Source organism: Thiosulfativibrio zosterae (assembly GCF_011398155.1).
In the GTDB taxonomy this organism is placed as follows: Bacteria; Pseudomonadota; Gammaproteobacteria; order Thiomicrospirales; family Thiomicrospiraceae; genus Thiosulfativibrio; species Thiosulfativibrio zosterae.
On sequence record NZ_AP021888.1, the window covers coordinates 1,348,320 to 1,364,476 of the forward strand.

At 42.3% G+C, this 16,157-nt stretch carries 16 protein-coding genes; 12 read left to right on the plus strand and 4 right to left on the minus strand.

Annotated elements, in window-relative coordinates; translation table 11 throughout:
• Positions 1-23: 23 nt before the first annotated feature.
• A complete protein-coding gene (gene lysS, locus THMIRH_RS06155) occupies positions 24-1,553 on the plus strand; it encodes a lysine--tRNA ligase (RefSeq protein ID WP_173291262.1) in 1,530 nt (509 codons plus the stop codon).
• A gap of 77 nt (positions 1,554-1,630) precedes the next feature.
• Here lysS and ygfZ read toward each other — a convergent pair whose 3' ends face one another.
• Positions 1,631-2,695 carry a CAF17-like 4Fe-4S cluster assembly/insertion protein YgfZ gene (ygfZ, locus tag THMIRH_RS06160; RefSeq protein ID WP_173291263.1) on the minus strand — a complete coding sequence of 355 codons (1,065 nt, stop codon included), beginning with the start codon at positions 2,693-2,695 and terminating at the stop codon, positions 1,631-1,633.
• Between the two features lie 208 nt (positions 2,696-2,903).
• On the opposite strand from ygfZ, the gene THMIRH_RS06165 reads away from it, so the two are divergent.
• Positions 2,904-3,455, plus strand: coding sequence for a chemotaxis protein CheW (locus tag THMIRH_RS06165; protein ID WP_173291264.1), 552 nt, complete (start codon positions 2,904-2,906; stop codon positions 3,453-3,455).
• Between the two features lie 68 nt (positions 3,456-3,523).
• Here THMIRH_RS06165 and nadB read toward each other — a convergent pair whose 3' ends face one another.
• The gene (nadB, locus tag THMIRH_RS06170; RefSeq protein WP_243831391.1) at positions 3,524-5,131 is read right to left on the minus strand and encodes an L-aspartate oxidase; all 1,608 of its coding nucleotides are present in this window, start codon (positions 5,129-5,131) and stop codon (positions 3,524-3,526) included.
• 120 nt (positions 5,132-5,251) lie between these two features.
• Here nadB and THMIRH_RS06175 point away from each other — a divergent pair, with 120 nt between their 5' ends.
• From THMIRH_RS06175 to THMIRH_RS06220, 10 genes are all read left to right on the plus strand, one after another.
• Positions 5,252-5,710: a SoxR reducing system RseC family protein gene (locus tag THMIRH_RS06175; protein WP_173291265.1), complete on the plus strand. Its 459-nt coding sequence runs from the start codon at positions 5,252-5,254 to the stop codon at positions 5,708-5,710.
• Between the two features lie 88 nt (positions 5,711-5,798).
• Positions 5,799-7,229, plus strand: a complete 1,431-nt coding sequence (locus THMIRH_RS06180) for a DegQ family serine endoprotease (RefSeq protein ID WP_243831392.1) — start codon at positions 5,799-5,801, stop codon at positions 7,227-7,229.
• A gap of 295 nt (positions 7,230-7,524) precedes the next feature.
• Complete coding sequence (gene lepA / locus THMIRH_RS06185; protein WP_173291266.1) at positions 7,525-9,330, plus strand: translation elongation factor 4; 1,806 nt, start codon at positions 7,525-7,527, stop codon at positions 9,328-9,330.
• Between the two features lie 17 nt (positions 9,331-9,347).
• Positions 9,348-10,118: a signal peptidase I gene (gene lepB / locus THMIRH_RS06190; RefSeq protein ID WP_173291267.1), complete on the plus strand. Its 771-nt coding sequence runs from the start codon at positions 9,348-9,350 to the stop codon at positions 10,116-10,118.
• A 16-nt stretch (positions 10,119-10,134) separates the two neighbouring features.
• The gene (gene rnc / locus THMIRH_RS06195) at positions 10,135-10,827 is read left to right on the plus strand and encodes a ribonuclease III (RefSeq protein ID WP_173292417.1); all 693 of its coding nucleotides are present in this window, start codon (positions 10,135-10,137) and stop codon (positions 10,825-10,827) included.
• Positions 10,824-11,759, plus strand: a complete 936-nt coding sequence (era, locus tag THMIRH_RS06200; RefSeq protein ID WP_173291268.1) for a GTPase Era — start codon at positions 10,824-10,826, stop codon at positions 11,757-11,759. Before rnc ends, era begins: the two co-directional genes overlap by 4 nt.
• Positions 11,760-11,800: 41 nt before the next feature.
• Entirely contained in the window at positions 11,801-12,547 is a 747-nt protein-coding gene (gene recO / locus THMIRH_RS06205) for a DNA repair protein RecO (RefSeq protein ID WP_173291269.1), read from the plus strand.
• A gap of 27 nt (positions 12,548-12,574) precedes the next feature.
• Positions 12,575-13,321, plus strand: a complete 747-nt coding sequence (pdxJ, locus tag THMIRH_RS06210) for a pyridoxine 5'-phosphate synthase (RefSeq protein ID WP_173291270.1) — start codon at positions 12,575-12,577, stop codon at positions 13,319-13,321.
• Positions 13,322-13,344: 23 nt separating this feature from the next.
• Positions 13,345-13,731 (plus strand): holo-ACP synthase, encoded by a 387-nt coding sequence (gene acpS / locus THMIRH_RS06215; protein ID WP_173291271.1) that lies wholly within the window; start codon positions 13,345-13,347, stop codon positions 13,729-13,731.
• A gap of 47 nt (positions 13,732-13,778) precedes the next feature.
• On the plus strand, positions 13,779-14,498 hold the full coding sequence (locus THMIRH_RS06220) for a DUF445 domain-containing protein (RefSeq protein ID WP_173291272.1): 720 nt from the start codon (positions 13,779-13,781) through the stop codon (positions 14,496-14,498).
• Positions 14,499-14,564: 66 nt separating this feature from the next.
• On the opposite strand, the gene THMIRH_RS06225 is transcribed toward THMIRH_RS06220, so the two are convergent.
• Positions 14,565-14,951 (minus strand): DUF6858 family protein, encoded by a 387-nt coding sequence (locus tag THMIRH_RS06225; protein ID WP_173291273.1) that lies wholly within the window; start codon positions 14,949-14,951, stop codon positions 14,565-14,567.
• Between the two features lie 24 nt (positions 14,952-14,975).
• Positions 14,976-16,100: an NAD(P)/FAD-dependent oxidoreductase gene (locus THMIRH_RS06230; RefSeq protein ID WP_173291274.1), complete on the minus strand. Its 1,125-nt coding sequence runs from the start codon at positions 16,098-16,100 to the stop codon at positions 14,976-14,978.
• Positions 16,101-16,157 lie beyond the last annotated feature (57 nt).

Consider the following 16,157-nt stretch of genomic DNA (forward strand, 5'->3'; position numbering starts at 1 on the left):
CAGGCAAAGTTTAAGGAAAAATCATGTCAAACGACAATCAAAATACGCCAGAAGCGGTCGCAGTTGATGAGAACAAAATTATCGCTGAACGACGCGCTAAACTCACTGCACTCAGAAAAGATTGCCCAGCCAATGCGCATCCAAACAAGTTTAGACGCGATGCTATGGCAGCGGACTTGCATGAAAAATATGATGCCATAGAGAAAGAAGCCATGGCAGAGATGGAGCCAATTCGCGTTAAGGTTTCGGGGCGTATGATGTTGCGTCGTATTATGGGTAAAGCCAGTTTTGCCACTTTGCAAGACATGTCGGGGCGTATTCAAATTTATGTAACTCGTGATGATTTGCCTGAAAACTTCTACAACGAACAATTTAAAAAATGGGATTTGGGTGACATTGTTGCCGCAGAAGGTTTCTTGTTTAAAACCAACACGGGTGAGTTATCGATTCATGTCGAGCGTATCGAATTATTGACTAAGTCATTGCGTCCGATGCCTGATAAGTTCCATGGTTTGCACGATAAAGAAATTCGTTATCGTCAGCGTTATATTGACCTTATGGTCAATCAAGAAAGCCGTGATGTTTTTCAAATGCGCTCCAAAATTGTGGCGCATGTGCGTGCCTTCTTAACCCGCAAAGGGTTTATGGAAGTTGAAACGCCCATGATGCATGTAATTCCCGGTGGTGCTTCGGCTAAACCTTTTAATACGCATCACAATGCTTTAGATATGCCTTTATTCTTGCGTATTGCGCCAGAACTTTACCTAAAGCGTTTGATTGTTGGTGGTTTTGAAAAGGTGTTTGAAATTAACCGTAGCTTCCGCAACGAAGGGTTATCAACACGCCATAATCCAGAATTTACCATGGTTGAGTTTTATGAAGCCTATGAAGATTATGTAACCTTAATGGATCATACCGAAGAGTTGCTTAAAGAATTAGCCGTCTTAACCAAAGGTCAAACAGAGTTTGAATATCAAGGCCAAGTCTTTGATTTTGGAAAACCTTTTGACCGTTTAACCATGAAAGAATCCGTGTTGAAATACAACCCCAGTATTTCAATGGAACAGCTAGAAGATTTGGAGCAAGCGCGTGCTTTGGCTAAAAAATTACATTGCCATATAGAAGAGTCTTACGGCATTGGTCGTGTGGTGACAGAAATTTTTGAAGCCACCGTAGAAGAAAAGTTGATTCAACCAACGTTTATCACTGAATACCCAGCCGAGATTTCTCCATTGGCACGTCGTAATGATGAAAATCCAGAAGTGACAGACCGTTTTGAGTTGTTTATTGGTGGTCGTGAATTAGCCAATGGTTTCTCAGAATTAAATGATGCAGAAGACCAAGCTGAACGTTTTAAAGCGCAGGTAGAAGCCAAAGATGCAGGCGACGAAGAAGCCATGCATTATGATGAAGACTACATTACTGCTTTGGAATATGGTATGCCGCCAACGGCTGGAGAAGGGATTGGGATTGACCGTTTGGTCATGCTGTTTACCAATTCGGCATCGATTCGTGATGTTTTGTTATTCCCACATATGCGTCCTGTTGAATGATTTAAGCCTTTCTAACAAACATTAAAAAACCCGCGCTCGCGGGTTTTTTAATGGGCTTAACATTGTTAAATCAAGACCTATTCATCGGTTAAATCGTAGGGCATAGGTTCAATCGAAACCGCAACGCCAGATTCTGTGGCTAAACCACCCGTGACATTTTCAAGCGGTTTAAGCGTTCCAACCCCTAACATCATAGAGCCTTTAAAAATGTCAGGATTTTTATTAATAATCATAAACTTATAATGTTTTTCTGCGGCATCATTTAAGATAATCTCCTCACCAATATTAACATCAACCGGTTCATCAAATCTCAAACGCATCATGCGTTTAGTGACTTTGCCACGGTAGTGCATGCGGGCAATAATCTCTTGCCCTGGAAAACAGCCTTTTTTAAAATTAATCCCCGAAAGTTTATCTAAATTTAAAAATTGCGCGACTAGCTTGCCTTGCGTTTGAAGATTGATACTGGGAATGCCCGCAGCAATGTTTAAAAGCTGCCAGTCATGTTGATTGGTTTGTTCCGAGTTACTGCGCAGTTTGCTCCATATAAACTCAGCAGAAGACGCATCCGCAAAAATTTCATAGCGATGGTAGGGGCCAGGCACTTTAATCAACGTGGCTTTGGCTTCTTCTTTATCTAACTGGGCAACTTCGTATTCATTTTTAAGTTTTGTGCCCAATAAACGCTGTACATCTAAATCGGCAAAATCACCTGCAAAACCAATGCGAATAAGGTTTTGAGATTCGTCAGTAATTTTGACTTTGGAGCGCATAACAAACATGGTTAAGCGCTTTTGAATGATTTCTTTTAGACTGCCATCAAAGCTTAAAAAGAAATCGTCGCCCACCTTAAAAATTAGAAATATGGCGAGCACATTCCCTTGCGGGTCGCAATAGGCTGATAATTGAGCGTTTTCAACGGTAACATCTTTAAGGTCATTTGAAAGTTGTCCTTGTAAAAATGCAAAGGTATCTTCACCGCTTAATTTGAGTAAACCTTGATGGGCTTGGCTGGTCATTACGGGACCATTTTTAATTAAGAATCTTTCTAGGTCTGGGTGTCCAAAACTGTCTACACCGAAATTATCGCCAAATATGGCGCCTTGAGAGGCGAGAAATGTTTGCCATTGCGGGTTAATCACGAATTTATCCTTTCTTTGAAAGATGCCTTAGAGGCAAGGTTAACAATTTAGCGTTGTATTATATCGAAATGCGGTTTTTTTTGCAGACGCCCTGGGTAACTATAAATAGGTTTCGTAGACCTTAGTGGTATTTTTATTTGAATAAGGTAAAAATTATCGGTAATATCACGAGTATTAAATTAGCGTAAGCAAAGGAACGAATAAAATCATGGCAACTGAAAAAAAAGAGTTTTTAACCTTTAAGTTGGCCCGCGAAGAATTTGCGGTTGAAATTAATCGAGTGCAAGAAATTCGTGGTTGGCAAGTTCCCAGCCCTTTACCCAATGTTCCGTCTTTTGTAAAAGGCGTTATCGATTTGCGTGGCACCATCGTGCCGATTTTAGATTTGCGTGACCGTTTTAAGTTGCCAGCTTCTTATAATGCAACAACGGTAGTCATTGTTGTTCATATTTTGACTAAACAAGGCGAGCGTATTGTTGGGTTAGTTGTGGATGCGGTGTCTGATGTAAATGAGTTTGATGTTAATAATCTTCAAGCTGCACCTGATATTTCTAACTCAATTGATAACCAGTTTATCTTAGGCTTGAGTACCATTTTTGACAGCAACTCGCAGTCTGCCGCGCAAGTGGTTTCTGGTCAGGATGCTAAACCTAAAAAAGGCCGAATGGTCATTTTGGTGGATATTGACAGCTTGGCAAGTGAAGGCTTGATTGATCAAATTTCTAGCAATGCTGATGGTGTGATTACTGGAAACGGTTAATAAACCATGCTAAAAAACATAAGAGCCGTGAGGCTCTTTTTTTTGGCTTATAAAAGTAACAGCTCTGACTATTTTTGAATAGCAGCAATTTGTTTTTTGGGTTTTAACACTGTATTTTTGGCCTTGCTGAGTTGTTTAGGGTAATCCAAGTTAAAATGTAACCCTCGGCTTTCTTTGCGTTTTAAGGCGCTCCTAACCATCAGCTCAGCGACTTGAACCAAATTGCGCAGTTCAAGCAGGTCGGTGTTTAGCGTATGAGAAAAATAGTAGTCATTAATTTCATCTTGCATAATTTCAATACGTTGTAGCGCACGTTTTAAGCGTTTATCACGGCGCACTATGCCCACATAATCCCACATCACTCGGCGCACTTCGTCCCAGTCATGGCTGATGGTGACTTTTTCTTTGGGGTCGGTGACAAAACTGCTGTCCCAATCTTTAATGCAAATCACTGGGCGTTCTTGAAAGTTTGCCAAAATGTGTTGATATGCTGTTTCGGCAAAAACCAAACCTTCTAACAAAGAATTACTGGCTAAGCGATTCGCGCCATGCAGTCCGGTATGGGCGGTTTCACCTATTGCATAAAGATTTTGAATATCCGTTGCGCCATTTAAATCGGTTTGAATACCGCCACAAGTGTAGTGCGCGGCGGGAACTACTGGAATCGGTTCTTTGGTGATATCAATCCCGACTTTTAAGCATCGAGCATAGATGGTGGGGAAATGTTCAATAATGAAGTGTTCTGATTTATGGGTAATGTCTAAATAAACACAGTCAATCCCGTGGCGTTTAATTTCTTCATCAATGGCACGGGCCACAATATCTCTAGGCGCTAAGTCTTTGCGAGGGTCATGGTCCTCCATAAAAGCATACCCATTGGGCAATCGTAAAATACCCCCTTCGCCACGCACCGCTTCAGAAATTAAAAACGAACGGTCTTTTGGGTGAAACAGGCAAGTAGGGTGAAATTGGTTAAACTCCATGTTTGTCACAGAGCAACCCGCACGCCAAGCCATGGCAATACCATCACCTGTTGAAGTATCCGGATTGCTGGTGTAAAGATAGGCTTTACTCGCACCGCCCGTTGCCAGAATCGTGACATTTGCTGTAATGCTGCTGATGACTCGGCTTTTTTTATTAAGCGCATAAGACCCAATACAACTGGATTTATCTTGTGACAAAATTAAATCAATGGTCATGTGATTGGGCATAAGTCGAATATTGGGATGTTTGGTCACCGCAGAAATCAGCGTGTCTATCACGGATTTGCCAGTATGGTCAGCAGCATGAATAACGCGTCTATGGCTGTGGCCACCTTCTTGGGTTAGGTGATATTGGTTGCCGATCTGATCTTTGCTAAAAGGCACACCCAGTTCAATCAGTTCATGAATTACGCCAGAGGCTTTTTCGGCGACTAATCGAATGGCCGCAACATCCCCAAGCCCCGCGCCGGCACTCAGGGTATCTTGAATGTGAGAATCAATGCTGTCAAATGGATCTAAAACGGCGGCGATGCCACCTTGTGCATATTGAGAGCTGCCTTCTGCAATATCTGATTTTGCCAGCAGGGTAACCTTGAAGTGTTTAGCCAGCTTTAGAGCAACAGACAAGCCTGCGATGCCGCTGCCAATGACTAAAATATCAGTATTTAGGTGAGTGTTATTGTCGGGTATCAAGGAAGTGTCCTAGCAAAGCTTGAAAAATAACAATTATGTTACCATATAGGTCATTAATCACGAATGCTCTAAACTAACAAAGACCAAGGTATTAAGCCTTAAATCTGAAAGGATCCCCCCATGCAACCTCAAGAATTAACAAATGCAGATGAATTAGAAGCTATTGGTAAGGTCGTGATGGCGGATGAATCGTTTATCTGGGTGAAAACACAGCGCCAGTCTGGGTGTTCTGGTTGTCAGTCTGAAAAAGGCTGCGGCACCTCAACCCTAGCCAAATTGTTTGCGCCCGAATCCAGTAGTCCGCTCAAAATTTTAAATACGCTCAACGCAAAAGAAGGGCAGCAAGTAATGTTATCTTTAAATGAGGCAGACTTAATAAAGCACTCCTTTATGGCTTATGGCTTGCCGTTGCTAGGATTGTTTGTCGGCGCATTTGCGTTACAACTGGTTTTAAAAGACGCCGTTAGCAGTGATTGGCCTGCCATTTTAGGCGGGTTTTTAGGCTTGTTTGCTGGCTGGGGTGTCACGCGCTGGATTTATAAACCCGTTCAGCCAACTTTAAAATCAATTATTTCTTAAATCTGTTCAAACATAAAACGGGTTTAATGTTAATTAACTTGAGCCGTAATAGCTCTATTAAAATCAGCTAGATTTGGAGTCATTTAAAATGATAATGAAATATGCGATGAAATCTACCCTCAAAGCAGCCAGTGGACTGATGATCGTTTGGGCACTGCTCTTACCCATCAATGCACAAGCCGCGCCGATGGTTTTACTACCTGACTTTTCTGTGCTGGCAGAAGAAAACAGCCCTGTGGTGGTCAACATCAGTACCACTAAAAAAGTGTCACGCTCTCAACAGCAGTTTCAAGGCATTCCAGATGAAATGCTGCGTTACTTCTTTGGTTTGCCAGGTGGCAAAGGCGGACATGGTCAAATGCCTAGAGATGAAGCACCTAAAGAAGAAGTTTCTTCTCTAGGGTCTGGATTTATCATCAGTGAAGATGGCTATATCGTGACCAATAATCATGTGATTGATGGCGCAGACGATATAGTGGTGCGTATGCGTAACCGCCAAGAGCTTAAAGCCAAAGTGGTCGGTGCGGATGCCAGAACAGACATTGCCTTGCTTAAAGTCGAAGCCACTGGGCTACCGATTGCCAAAATTGGATCCTCAGCTGCATTAAAAGTGGGGCAGTGGGTGGTAGCGATAGGCGAGCCTTTTGGATTAGATTACACCGTGACACACGGTATTGTCAGCGCTTTAGGTAGATCTTTGCCAGATGATACCTATGTGCCTTTTATTCAAACCGATGTGTCGATAAACCCTGGAAACTCAGGTGGGCCGTTGTTTGACATGAATGGTGAAGTGGTCGGGGTTAACTCACAAATATATAGCAAAAGTGGCGGTTCAATGGGCTTATCCTTTTCAATTCCGATCGACCTTGCCATGCATGTTGTTGAGCAAATCAAAAGCAATGGTAAAGTTAGCCGTGGTTTCTTAGGCGTACAAGTCCAAGAAGTGACTGCCGATTTGGCAAAATCTTTTGGAATGTCAAAACCCTCGGGCGCACTGGTTGCTGAAACCGTTAAAGGTTCTGCCGCTGAGAAAGCGGGTATTCAGTCGGGTGATGTCATTTTAGAATTTAACGGCCGTAAAATTAATAAGTCTTCAGATTTACCACCGGTGGTTGGCACCAGTCCGCTTGATAAAAAACTGCCCATTTTGATTTTGCGTAATGGTGAAGAAAAATCGTTAAAAGTAAAATTACAATCGATTGGCGATGATGAAATGGCTGACAACGGTGAGTCGGTGTTAGAAAGTAATGCTCTCAATGCTGAACTCGGTGAAGTGGACGCAGAAGTGCTTAAACGCGCCAACATTCCTTTTGGTGTTAGAGTGGTTCGCCTTGCAGAAGGTGCGGCACAACAAGCGGGCATGATGCCGGGCGACATTATCGTCACCATCAACTTTCAGCCCGTTAAATCGGTTGATGAGTTAACTAAAATACTCAAAAATGCACCTAAAGGGCGCTCAATTCCTGTCAGAGTTGTGCGAGATAAGCGTTCGTTGTTTTTACCTTTAGTACTTAAATAAAGCCAAAAAACAGGTCATTTACAGCCTAAAAGTAACCAGGCCTGGTTATTTTTAGGTGGCTTATGACCCATTTTGTGCTTCTAAAAGGATGCTTTAAAAGCATCCTTTTTATTATCCGCATTAAAAATATCTTCGCAAAGCTTAAGGTAAATCGCTTAAACACACGAAAATAATGAGATTTAAAAGGAATTAGCGTAAAATACGCCCATAATTTTTTGAGGCCTTGGGAATGATTCTGGGGTTTCTATTTTAAAAGAGGGAGTTCACCAGACTCCCTTTTTTGTTAGAGGTTTTAATGGCAAAGCAACAAATTAAACACATTCGAAATTTTTCAGTCATCGCCCACATAGATCACGGAAAGTCCACCTTATCTGATCGCTTTATTCAACTGTGCGGCGGCTTAACCGACCGTGAAATGTCAGCGCAAGTTTTGGATTCTATGGATTTAGAAAAAGAGCGTGGTATCACCATTAAAGCGCACAGTGTGACGCTTTACTACAAAGCAGACGATGGTGAAACTTATCAGCTTAACTTTATCGATACCCCTGGCCATGTTGACTTTTCTTACGAAGTATCGCGTTCTTTAGCGGCTTGTGAAGGCGCTATTTTGGTAGTAGATGCCTCGCAAGGGGTTGAGGCGCAAACCGTAGCCAACTGTTATACCGCGATTGAACAAGGTTTAGAAGTTTTGCCAGTGTTAAATAAAATCGATTTGCCTGCCGCTGAACCAGAGCGTGTAGTGGATGAAATTGAAGAAATCATTGGGATTGAAGCCCATGATGCTGTGCATTGTTCTGCTAAAGCCGGTATTGGCATTAAAGAAACCCTTGAAGAAATCGTTAAAAAAATTCCACCACCAGAAGGCGATTTAGACGCTCCGTTACGCGCCTTGATTATCGACTCTTGGTTTGATAATTACTTGGGCGTAGTGTCTTTGGTGCGCGTGATTGATGGCAAGATTGGTAAAAAAACCAAAATGAAAATCATCTCTACCCAAGAAGAGCATTTGGTAGATTCGGTTGGCGTTTTTACGCCAAAATTGACTCAAACAGAATTCCTAAAAGCGGGTGAAGTCGGTTTTGTGGTTGCTGGTATTAAAGACATAGATGGTGCGCCAGTGGGTGATACCATTACCCTAGCGGGCAATAATATCGAGCCTTTAGCCGGCTTTAAACCTGTGCAACCCCGTGTATTTGCTGGTTTATTCCCCATCAGTTCAGAAGATTATGAAGACTTGCGTGAAGCCCTGCGCAAACTGCGTTTAAATGATGCCGCGCTTCATTTTGAGCCAGAAAGCTCTGATGCCTTAGGTTTTGGTTTCCGTTGCGGATTCCTTGGAATGCTGCACATGGAAATCGTACAAGAACGCTTAGAGCGTGAGTACGACATGGACTTGATTACTACCGCTCCCACGGTGGTATATGAAGTGCTGACCAAAAAGGGCGATATTTTAAAAATAGATAACCCATCCAGTTTGCCCGATCCTAGCTTAATTGATGAAATTCGTGAGCCGATAATTCGTGCCAATATCTTGGTGCCACAAGACTATGTTGGGTCAGTGATGAAACTGTGTTTAGAAAAACGCGGTGTACAGAAAGATATGTCTTATGCCGGTAATCAGGTTTCAATCAATTATGAATTGCCTTTAAACGAAGTTGTATTGGATTTCTTTGATCGTTTAAAATCAACCAGTCGTGGTTATGCCTCGATGGACTATGAATTTTTAAGATTCCAAGCAGATCAATTGGTTAGAATGGACTTTTTAATAAACAGTGAGCCAGTTGATGCCTTGGCGATTATCGTGCACAAAAGCATGGCAGTTCAGCGCGGTAAGGTGTTGATTGAAAAATTGAAAGATATTATTCCAAGACAGATGTTCGATGTGGCCATTCAGGCCGCCATCGGGGCTAAAATTATTGGTCGTAGCAATGTTAAAGCGTTGCGCAAAAATGTAACCGCCAAGTGTTACGGTGGCGATGTGTCGCGTAAGAAGAAGCTACTACAAAAACAAAAAGAAGGTAAAAAACGCATGAAGTCTATCGGCAGTGTTGATTTACCGCAAGAAGCCTTCTTAGCGGTGTTGAACACCAGCGAAGATTAATGAATTAAGGAATAGGGATGAATTTTGAACTCATTTTAGTCATAGTGACCGCTGTCACAGGCATGATTTACTTCGTTGATAAGATGGTATGGAAGCCAAAGCGTGATCGTTCTGTGACCGGTGAAAAAGAACCTTTATTGGTTGAGTATTCGCGTTCATTATTCCCCGTTTTCATTATTGTCTTGGCATTGCGTTCTTTTGTTTTAGAACCTTTTAGAATTCCATCAGGGTCTATGTATCCAACGCTCGAAATTGGTGATTTTATTGTGGTCAATAAATTTGCCTACGGCGTCAAACTGCCTGTTTTGCAGACCAAGGTGATTCCTGTGAGTTTGCCTGAAAGAGGGGATGTGATTGTTTTCAAGTTTCCTAAAGACCCAAATGTGGATTACATCAAGCGTGTGATTGGATTACCCGGTGATGAAATTACCTATGTTGGCAGAACCTTGTTTGTGAATGGTAAAGTGGTTAACCAAAAGATGTTGGGTGCTTATGTAGGGCAAGGGTCAGGAAAAATGATGGATGGCGCTTCTCAGGTTGAAGAAACCAATATCGATCAAAAAACCTATCAAGTTTTGTTAGACATGGATAAATCTAGTTTAGACATGAACACCATCAAGGTGCCAGAAGACCATTATTTTGTGATGGGCGATAACCGCGACCACAGTAATGACAGTCGTTTTTGGGGCTTTGTACCTGAAGAAAATATCAAGGGTCAAGCCTTTGGTATTTGGATGAACTGGGATGATGGCGTTCACTTTAATCGCATAGGCCGTGGGATAAATTAGTGTGACTTCTGAATCTATGACATTTGAGCAACAGGCTAAAATTCAACGCTTAGAAAAAGCTTTGGGTTATACCTATCAAAATAAAGACTTTTTATTGCGTGCTTTAACACACCGCAGTGTGGGTGCAAGAAACAATGAACGCCTAGAGTTTTTAGGCGACAGTCTGGTCAATTTCATGATTGCTGATATTTTGTATCACCAATTTGAAAAAATTTCGGAAGGCGATTTGAGTCGTATTCGTGCACACCTAGTCAAAGGTGATACCCTGGCTGAAATTGGTAAAGAATTTAATCTCAGTGAGTTTTTAAAGCTCGGCCCGGGTGAGCTCAAAAGTGGCGGGTTCCGCCGTTTGTCAATTATTGCTGACGCGGTTGAGGCCATTATTGCTTCTATTTATGAGGATGGTGGATTAGATGAATGTCGTGAGTTTGTAAAACGCATTTATGTTTCTCGTTTAGAGGACTTAGATCCAAAAGAAGTCGGCAAAGACCCTAAAACTCGGTTACAAGAACTTTTACAGTCTATGCAAGAGCCTTTGCCTGAGTACAGTGTCATCAGTGTCAATGGACCTGCCCATGCACAAATGTTTACCATTTCTTGTTATGTGGCTAAACTCAACACTAAATTTGAAGCCACAGCTTCTAATCGTCGCAAAGCTGAACAAAAATCTGCTAAGCAAGCCTTGTCTAAACTTGAGGAAATAAAATGACCGAAACTCCAGAAACCCCTGCTGTTGAGGATTATCAAGCTGGCTTTGTCGCGGTGATTGGTCGCCCCAATGTGGGCAAATCTACTTTGATGAATGAATTGCTTGGTCAAAAATTAAGTATCACCTCTCCAAAACCCCAAACCACTAGACACCGCATTCATGGTGTGCACACTACAGCAACGCATCAAATCGTTTATGTGGACACGCCTGGAATGCACATAGGCGGCGAGCGTTCAATCAATGCCTATATGAATCGAACGGCCAATAGTGCTTTTGCTGATGTTGATTTGGTATTGTTTGTGGTGGAAGCAGGGCGTTGGACTCATGAAGATCAGGCTGTTGCAGATAAGTGTAAAACCATTGATGTGCCAGTGGTGATTTTGGTTAACAAAATAGACAAGTTTAAAAAGAAAGAAGAGCTCTTCCCGTTTTTACAAAAAATTGGCGAAAACGCTGAATTTACAACCTTAATCCCTGTGTCGGCTTATAAAAAATCTGGACTCGATTTGATTGAAAAAGAAGTGCTTAAGTATATTCCTCATCAATCTATGATTTTCCCTGAGGATTATATTACTGACCGTTCAACCCGTTTCTTAGCCTCTGAAATCGTGCGTGAAAAACTCATGCGTGTTTTGGGTGAGGAAGTACCTTATGGCGCTACGGTTGAAATCGAGCAGTTTAAATATGATGAGGCTGAAGGGCGCTGGATAGTCAATGCGTTGATTTTGGTAGAGCGCGAAGGCCAGAAACTCATCGTCATTGGGGCTAAGGGCGACATGATTAAGCAAATTGGAACTCAAGCTCGTAAAGATTTAATTACCTTGCTAGAAGGTCGTGTGCATTTAGAATTATGGGTTAAGGTTAAAGAAAACTGGGCAGATGATGAACGCGCTTTAGCCAGTTTGGGTTACAACGATACCCATTCTGGGTAACCATTTTACCCATGGGTATTGAAAGAGATTAGGCCGCTGCGATGGCTCTCGAAATTGAACAGGTGGCGTTGGTTTTACACAGCCGACCTTACAAAGAAACCAGTTTATTATTGACGCTCATTACCCCTGATCAAGGCAAAATCAATGCTTTGGTAAAAGGGGTCAGAAGCAAAAGCAAATCAGCTGCCATCAAACAAGCCTGGTGCCAGCCCTTTCAAGAAATCCGAGTGCGCTGGACTGAAAAAGGGCTTCAAAAACAACCAGGCCTGGTTAATATTCATCAGTTTGAGCCCACACAAATTCGCTTTCCGTTGCAGGGTGAAGCCAATATTTGTGGTTTGTATGTCAATGAATTACTGTACCGTTTGTTATATCCTCAAGTGCCTGTTGAATCCTTATATCAAATTTATCAGCAAACCCTCTATGATTTGGCCATTGCCCAAGATAGGCACGCTCAAGCTTGGGCGCTACGCCAGTTTGAATATGAATTGTTAATGTCACTTGGCATCGCATTTGAATTGTCTTTTGATACGCAACAGTTGCCGATTGAAGCGCATTTAAAATATCGCTTTTATCCAGAGTTGGGCGCAGTGCTTGAAACAACAGCCAGTCAGTCTTCAGAGTTGAGTGCTTTTGGCAGTCAAATTTCAGGGCAATGTTTGTTACAATTCGCGCAGTTTGAGCCGTGTGAAAGTTGCATGCAGGAATGGAAAAGATTATTTAGAAACCTGCTAAATCATTATTTGGGCGGCAAACCCATACAAACACGCGCTTTATTTCAGTCTTAAATTACTTTTCTATAAGGAATTACCACGATGCATCCTATTTTTCTTGGGTTAAATATTGACCATGTTGCCACACTTAGACAAGCACGAGGCACCCGTTACCCAGACCCGATTAAAGCAGCACTTGATGCAGAAATGGCAGGGGCAGATAGCATTACACTGCATTTAAGAGAAGACCGCCGTCATATTCAAGACCATGATGTGGCACGCATCAGTGCCATGCGTCAAACCAAGGTCAATTTGGAAATGGCGGCCACTCAAGAAATGTTAGACATTGCTTTGCAATTTCACCCAGAAGATGTCTGTTTAGTGCCAGAAAAACGCGAAGAGTTAACCACCGAAGGCGGCTTGGATGTGGCTGGTCAGCAACCTTGGTTGACAGAAGTCTGTGCAAAATTGGCAGAAATCGGTTCAAGAGTCAGCTTGTTTATTGACCCTGATAAAACACAAATTGACGCGGCAAAAGCGGTGGGCGCACCGGTAATCGAGTTGCATACCGGTACCTATGCTGAACTGGAAAAACCTGCCGAAATTGCCGCTGAATTACAGCGCATTCGTGAAGCGGCCGTTTATGCCAAATCGATTGGTTTAGTGGTTAACGCGGGTCATGGTTTACATTATCACAATGTGCAAGCCATTGCCGCCATCACCGAAATTGAAGAGCTCAATATTGGTCATGCCATCATTGCCCAAGCCGTTTTCAGTGGTTTACCTTCGGCCGTTTCAGAAATGAAGCGCTTGATGGTTGAAGCAAGACAGCAAGCTTACTTAGGTTAAAAGATTCAAAGCAGTTTGTGACTATGATTGTTGGCATCGGCACTGACATTGTTGAGATAGAACGCATTACCCAGGTGTATCAACGCCAAGGGGAAGCGTTTGCCAAACGCTTGCTCTCAAAAACAGAACTGCTTGAATTAGCCAAACACCGCTTCCCCGAGCGATTACTTGCCAAACGCTGGGCTTTAAAAGAAGCGGTTTCTAAGGCTTTAGGCACTGGCATTAGCCAAGGCGTTTGTTTTCATGATATGACCATTGCCCACCAAGCATCTGGCCAACCCTATCTTATTCTGACCGATAAAACGCTTGAAAAAGCCAATTCACTGGGCATAACGCATTGGTCAATCAGTGTCAGTGATGAAAAAAATCATGCCGTAGCATTTGTCATTGCTGAGAATCAAACTTTATAATCAGAGTTTCATCTCTTAAATCCATTCTTTAAATTTTAGAGGACTTTATGGATAAAAGTTTTTTAACCAATTTAATTGCCTTTTTCATCTTAGCAGCCGGTTTAATCCTTGAGAACTCTTTGTTAATTTGGGTTGGTCTATTTGCCTTGTCTGGTGCTTTAACCAATGCTTTAGCGATTCATATGCTGTTCGAAAAAGTACCAGGCCTGGTCGGTTCTGGGGTTATTCCTGCGCGTTTTGAGGCTTTTAAAGCAGCGATTAAACACCTAATGATGTCGCAGTTTTTTACTCAAGAAAATATTGATCGATTCATGAGCAACTCAAACACTGCAATGCCAACGCTGCAGTTAGCGCCTGTCATTGAAAAAGTGAATCTTGAGCCAGCCTTTGACAAACTGGTTGAAGTGATTATGCAGTCTTCTTTTGGCAGTATGCTTAGCATGTTTGGTGGAGCATGTGCTTTAACGCCTTTAAAAGAACCTTTTGTGATTAACCTAAAAGAGTCTTTGATTGAAATGACTGAAAAAGCAGAGTTTCACGAGTTGCTCAAACAAGAAGTTGATCAGCCTTCGGTGATGAGCAGCATTCAATCTAAGGTTGCTAATATTATTGATGCTCGACTTGAAGAATTAACGCCGCAAGTGGTTAAAGAGATGGTTCAAAACATGATTCATGAACATCTGGGTTGGCTGGTGGTTTGGGGTGGCGTTTTTGGTGGTTTAATTGGGGCCTTGTCGGTATTAATTCCCTACTTTTGGAGTTATTGATAAACACACCTTAACAAAAAACCGGGTTGCCCCGGTTTTTTTGTTTTAGCTGTTTTTAATGTCAGCTTATTTGACCAATTGTTTAACCCATGCTTCCATGGTTTCGTTGGCGATAGGGTTAGGGGCTTCCATAAAGTTGACGACAAATTTGTCTGCAAACTCAGTCACACCAATCGAGCGAGGGCGAACAGCCACAGGTTCTGCACCTGGCAGTTGCATCCCAAAACAAAGAATGATGTTTTGCGCATCTAAAATAGCAGGGTTAATTTCACCATTGATATTTTTAGTGTGGCTGTAATGGTCAAAGCGGGCAATATTAACTGCCTTAGCATGAGCATCAATTTGCGCGGCTAGAAAATCTAAAATAGCAGGCACATTGGCAAACTTACATTCTTCTTTAGAAATTTCTAAGGTAAAAATTGGGTATTTTTCTTTGAAAATAGATTGTTTCATTTTAATCCTAACTGTTTGTAAATATTAACGATATTGTCTTGTGTAAAACCATTCAAAGGCGCGCTTGGCATAATGCATCAAACGACAAGGAGGCAACATAATGGTGCCTTTTTCGGTGCGCTTAATTAATACGCCGTGAGTTAAGGTATCGACAATACAGACCAATTCATGTTTAAAGGTTTCAAAGTCGCTTTCACCCTTTAATTCTTTAATCAAATTACGAGCTGATGCTAAGGCTTGCAAATCTGCCATGTGTGCTTGCTTGGCCTGCCAGTCTGGCCCAGGATAACTCCCAGAATCGCCTGCAACATAAGTGTGGCTGTAACCCGGAATTTGGCAATGTTCGTTAGCTAAAATTAATCCACCTGCTGATTTTGGAATTTCAGAGTTAGCAGACCAAGCAGGGCCAGTCATTCCTGGCATAAACAAAATCAAATCTGCGTGGAATTCACCACCTTCGGTTTTCACTTTGTTGGCTTCAAAGGCTACCATCTTATGACCTAAATGCGTTTCGATATCACGCTTTTGCATCATCTTTAATACGGCAGCGGGTACTTTATCGCCTAGACGCATCCCAGGTTTGGCGGCCGGATTGAAGAAGATAATCTTAAACTTGTCACGGCGACCTTGCTTGCGTAGTAAGTTATCAATGCCAAATAAGAATTCAAACATTGGCCCACCACGCATGGCAGAAGGCTCGTTAGGGTTGCCCCCAAATCCAATGGCAATGGTGCCACCACTCAAAGCGTCTAAACGGCTTTTAATTTTTTCAGCGGCAGGAATCCCTTCACAAGGCGTGATGGCATTTTCAATGCCAGGCAATTTTTTAATAAAACGACCACCTGAGGCAATAATCAGACCATCATTTTTAAAATCACCTTGATCCGTTTTGACCGTGCGGCCTCCGTCTATAACATCTTCAACACGGGCTTTCACAAATTGCACATTCATGCGATTGAAAAAGTTGTGCAGATTAATACGAAGGTCATCTCCAGTGCGAATACCTGCCGGAATCCAAATTAAACTGGGGTAATAAATCATTTCTTTTTCAGGCGCTATCACCGTGATGATACTGCTGGGTGCTTGTTTTCTAACTTCTTTAATGGCTGTTAGAGCTGCAAAGCCCGCGCCTAAGATGGTAATGTTCATAACCTGGTAACCTCATATTGAATCATGGTTAGACGGATGCGATGAATCACCGCAATA

Excerpts from the sequence above, each read along its gene's own strand:
- lysS (WP_173291262.1), top strand. The coding sequence starts at position 24 with ATGTCAAACGACAATCAAAATACGCCAGAAGCGGTCGCAGTTGATGAG.
- THMIRH_RS06165 (WP_173291264.1), top strand. The coding sequence starts at position 2,904 with ATGGCAACTGAAAAAAAAGAGTTTTTAACCTTTAAGTTGGCCCGCGAA.
- THMIRH_RS06175 (WP_173291265.1), top strand. The coding sequence starts at position 5,252 with ATGCAACCTCAAGAATTAACAAATGCAGATGAATTAGAAGCTATTGGT.
- THMIRH_RS06180 (WP_243831392.1), top strand. The coding sequence starts at position 5,799 with ATGATAATGAAATATGCGATGAAATCTACCCTCAAAGCAGCCAGTGGA.
- lepA (WP_173291266.1), top strand. The coding sequence starts at position 7,525 with ATGGCAAAGCAACAAATTAAACACATTCGAAATTTTTCAGTCATCGCC.
- lepB (WP_173291267.1), top strand. The coding sequence starts at position 9,348 with ATGAATTTTGAACTCATTTTAGTCATAGTGACCGCTGTCACAGGCATG.
- rnc (WP_173292417.1), top strand. The coding sequence starts at position 10,135 with ATGACATTTGAGCAACAGGCTAAAATTCAACGCTTAGAAAAAGCTTTG.
- era (WP_173291268.1), top strand. The coding sequence starts at position 10,824 with ATGACCGAAACTCCAGAAACCCCTGCTGTTGAGGATTATCAAGCTGGC.
- recO (WP_173291269.1), top strand. The coding sequence starts at position 11,801 with ATGGCTCTCGAAATTGAACAGGTGGCGTTGGTTTTACACAGCCGACCT.
- pdxJ (WP_173291270.1), top strand. The coding sequence starts at position 12,575 with ATGCATCCTATTTTTCTTGGGTTAAATATTGACCATGTTGCCACACTT.
- acpS (WP_173291271.1), top strand. The coding sequence starts at position 13,345 with ATGATTGTTGGCATCGGCACTGACATTGTTGAGATAGAACGCATTACC.
- THMIRH_RS06220 (WP_173291272.1), top strand. The coding sequence starts at position 13,779 with ATGGATAAAAGTTTTTTAACCAATTTAATTGCCTTTTTCATCTTAGCA.
- THMIRH_RS06225 (WP_173291273.1), bottom strand. The coding sequence starts at position 14,951 with ATGAAACAATCTATTTTCAAAGAAAAATACCCAATTTTTACCTTAGAA.
- THMIRH_RS06230 (WP_173291274.1), bottom strand. The coding sequence starts at position 16,100 with ATGAACATTACCATCTTAGGCGCGGGCTTTGCAGCTCTAACAGCCATT.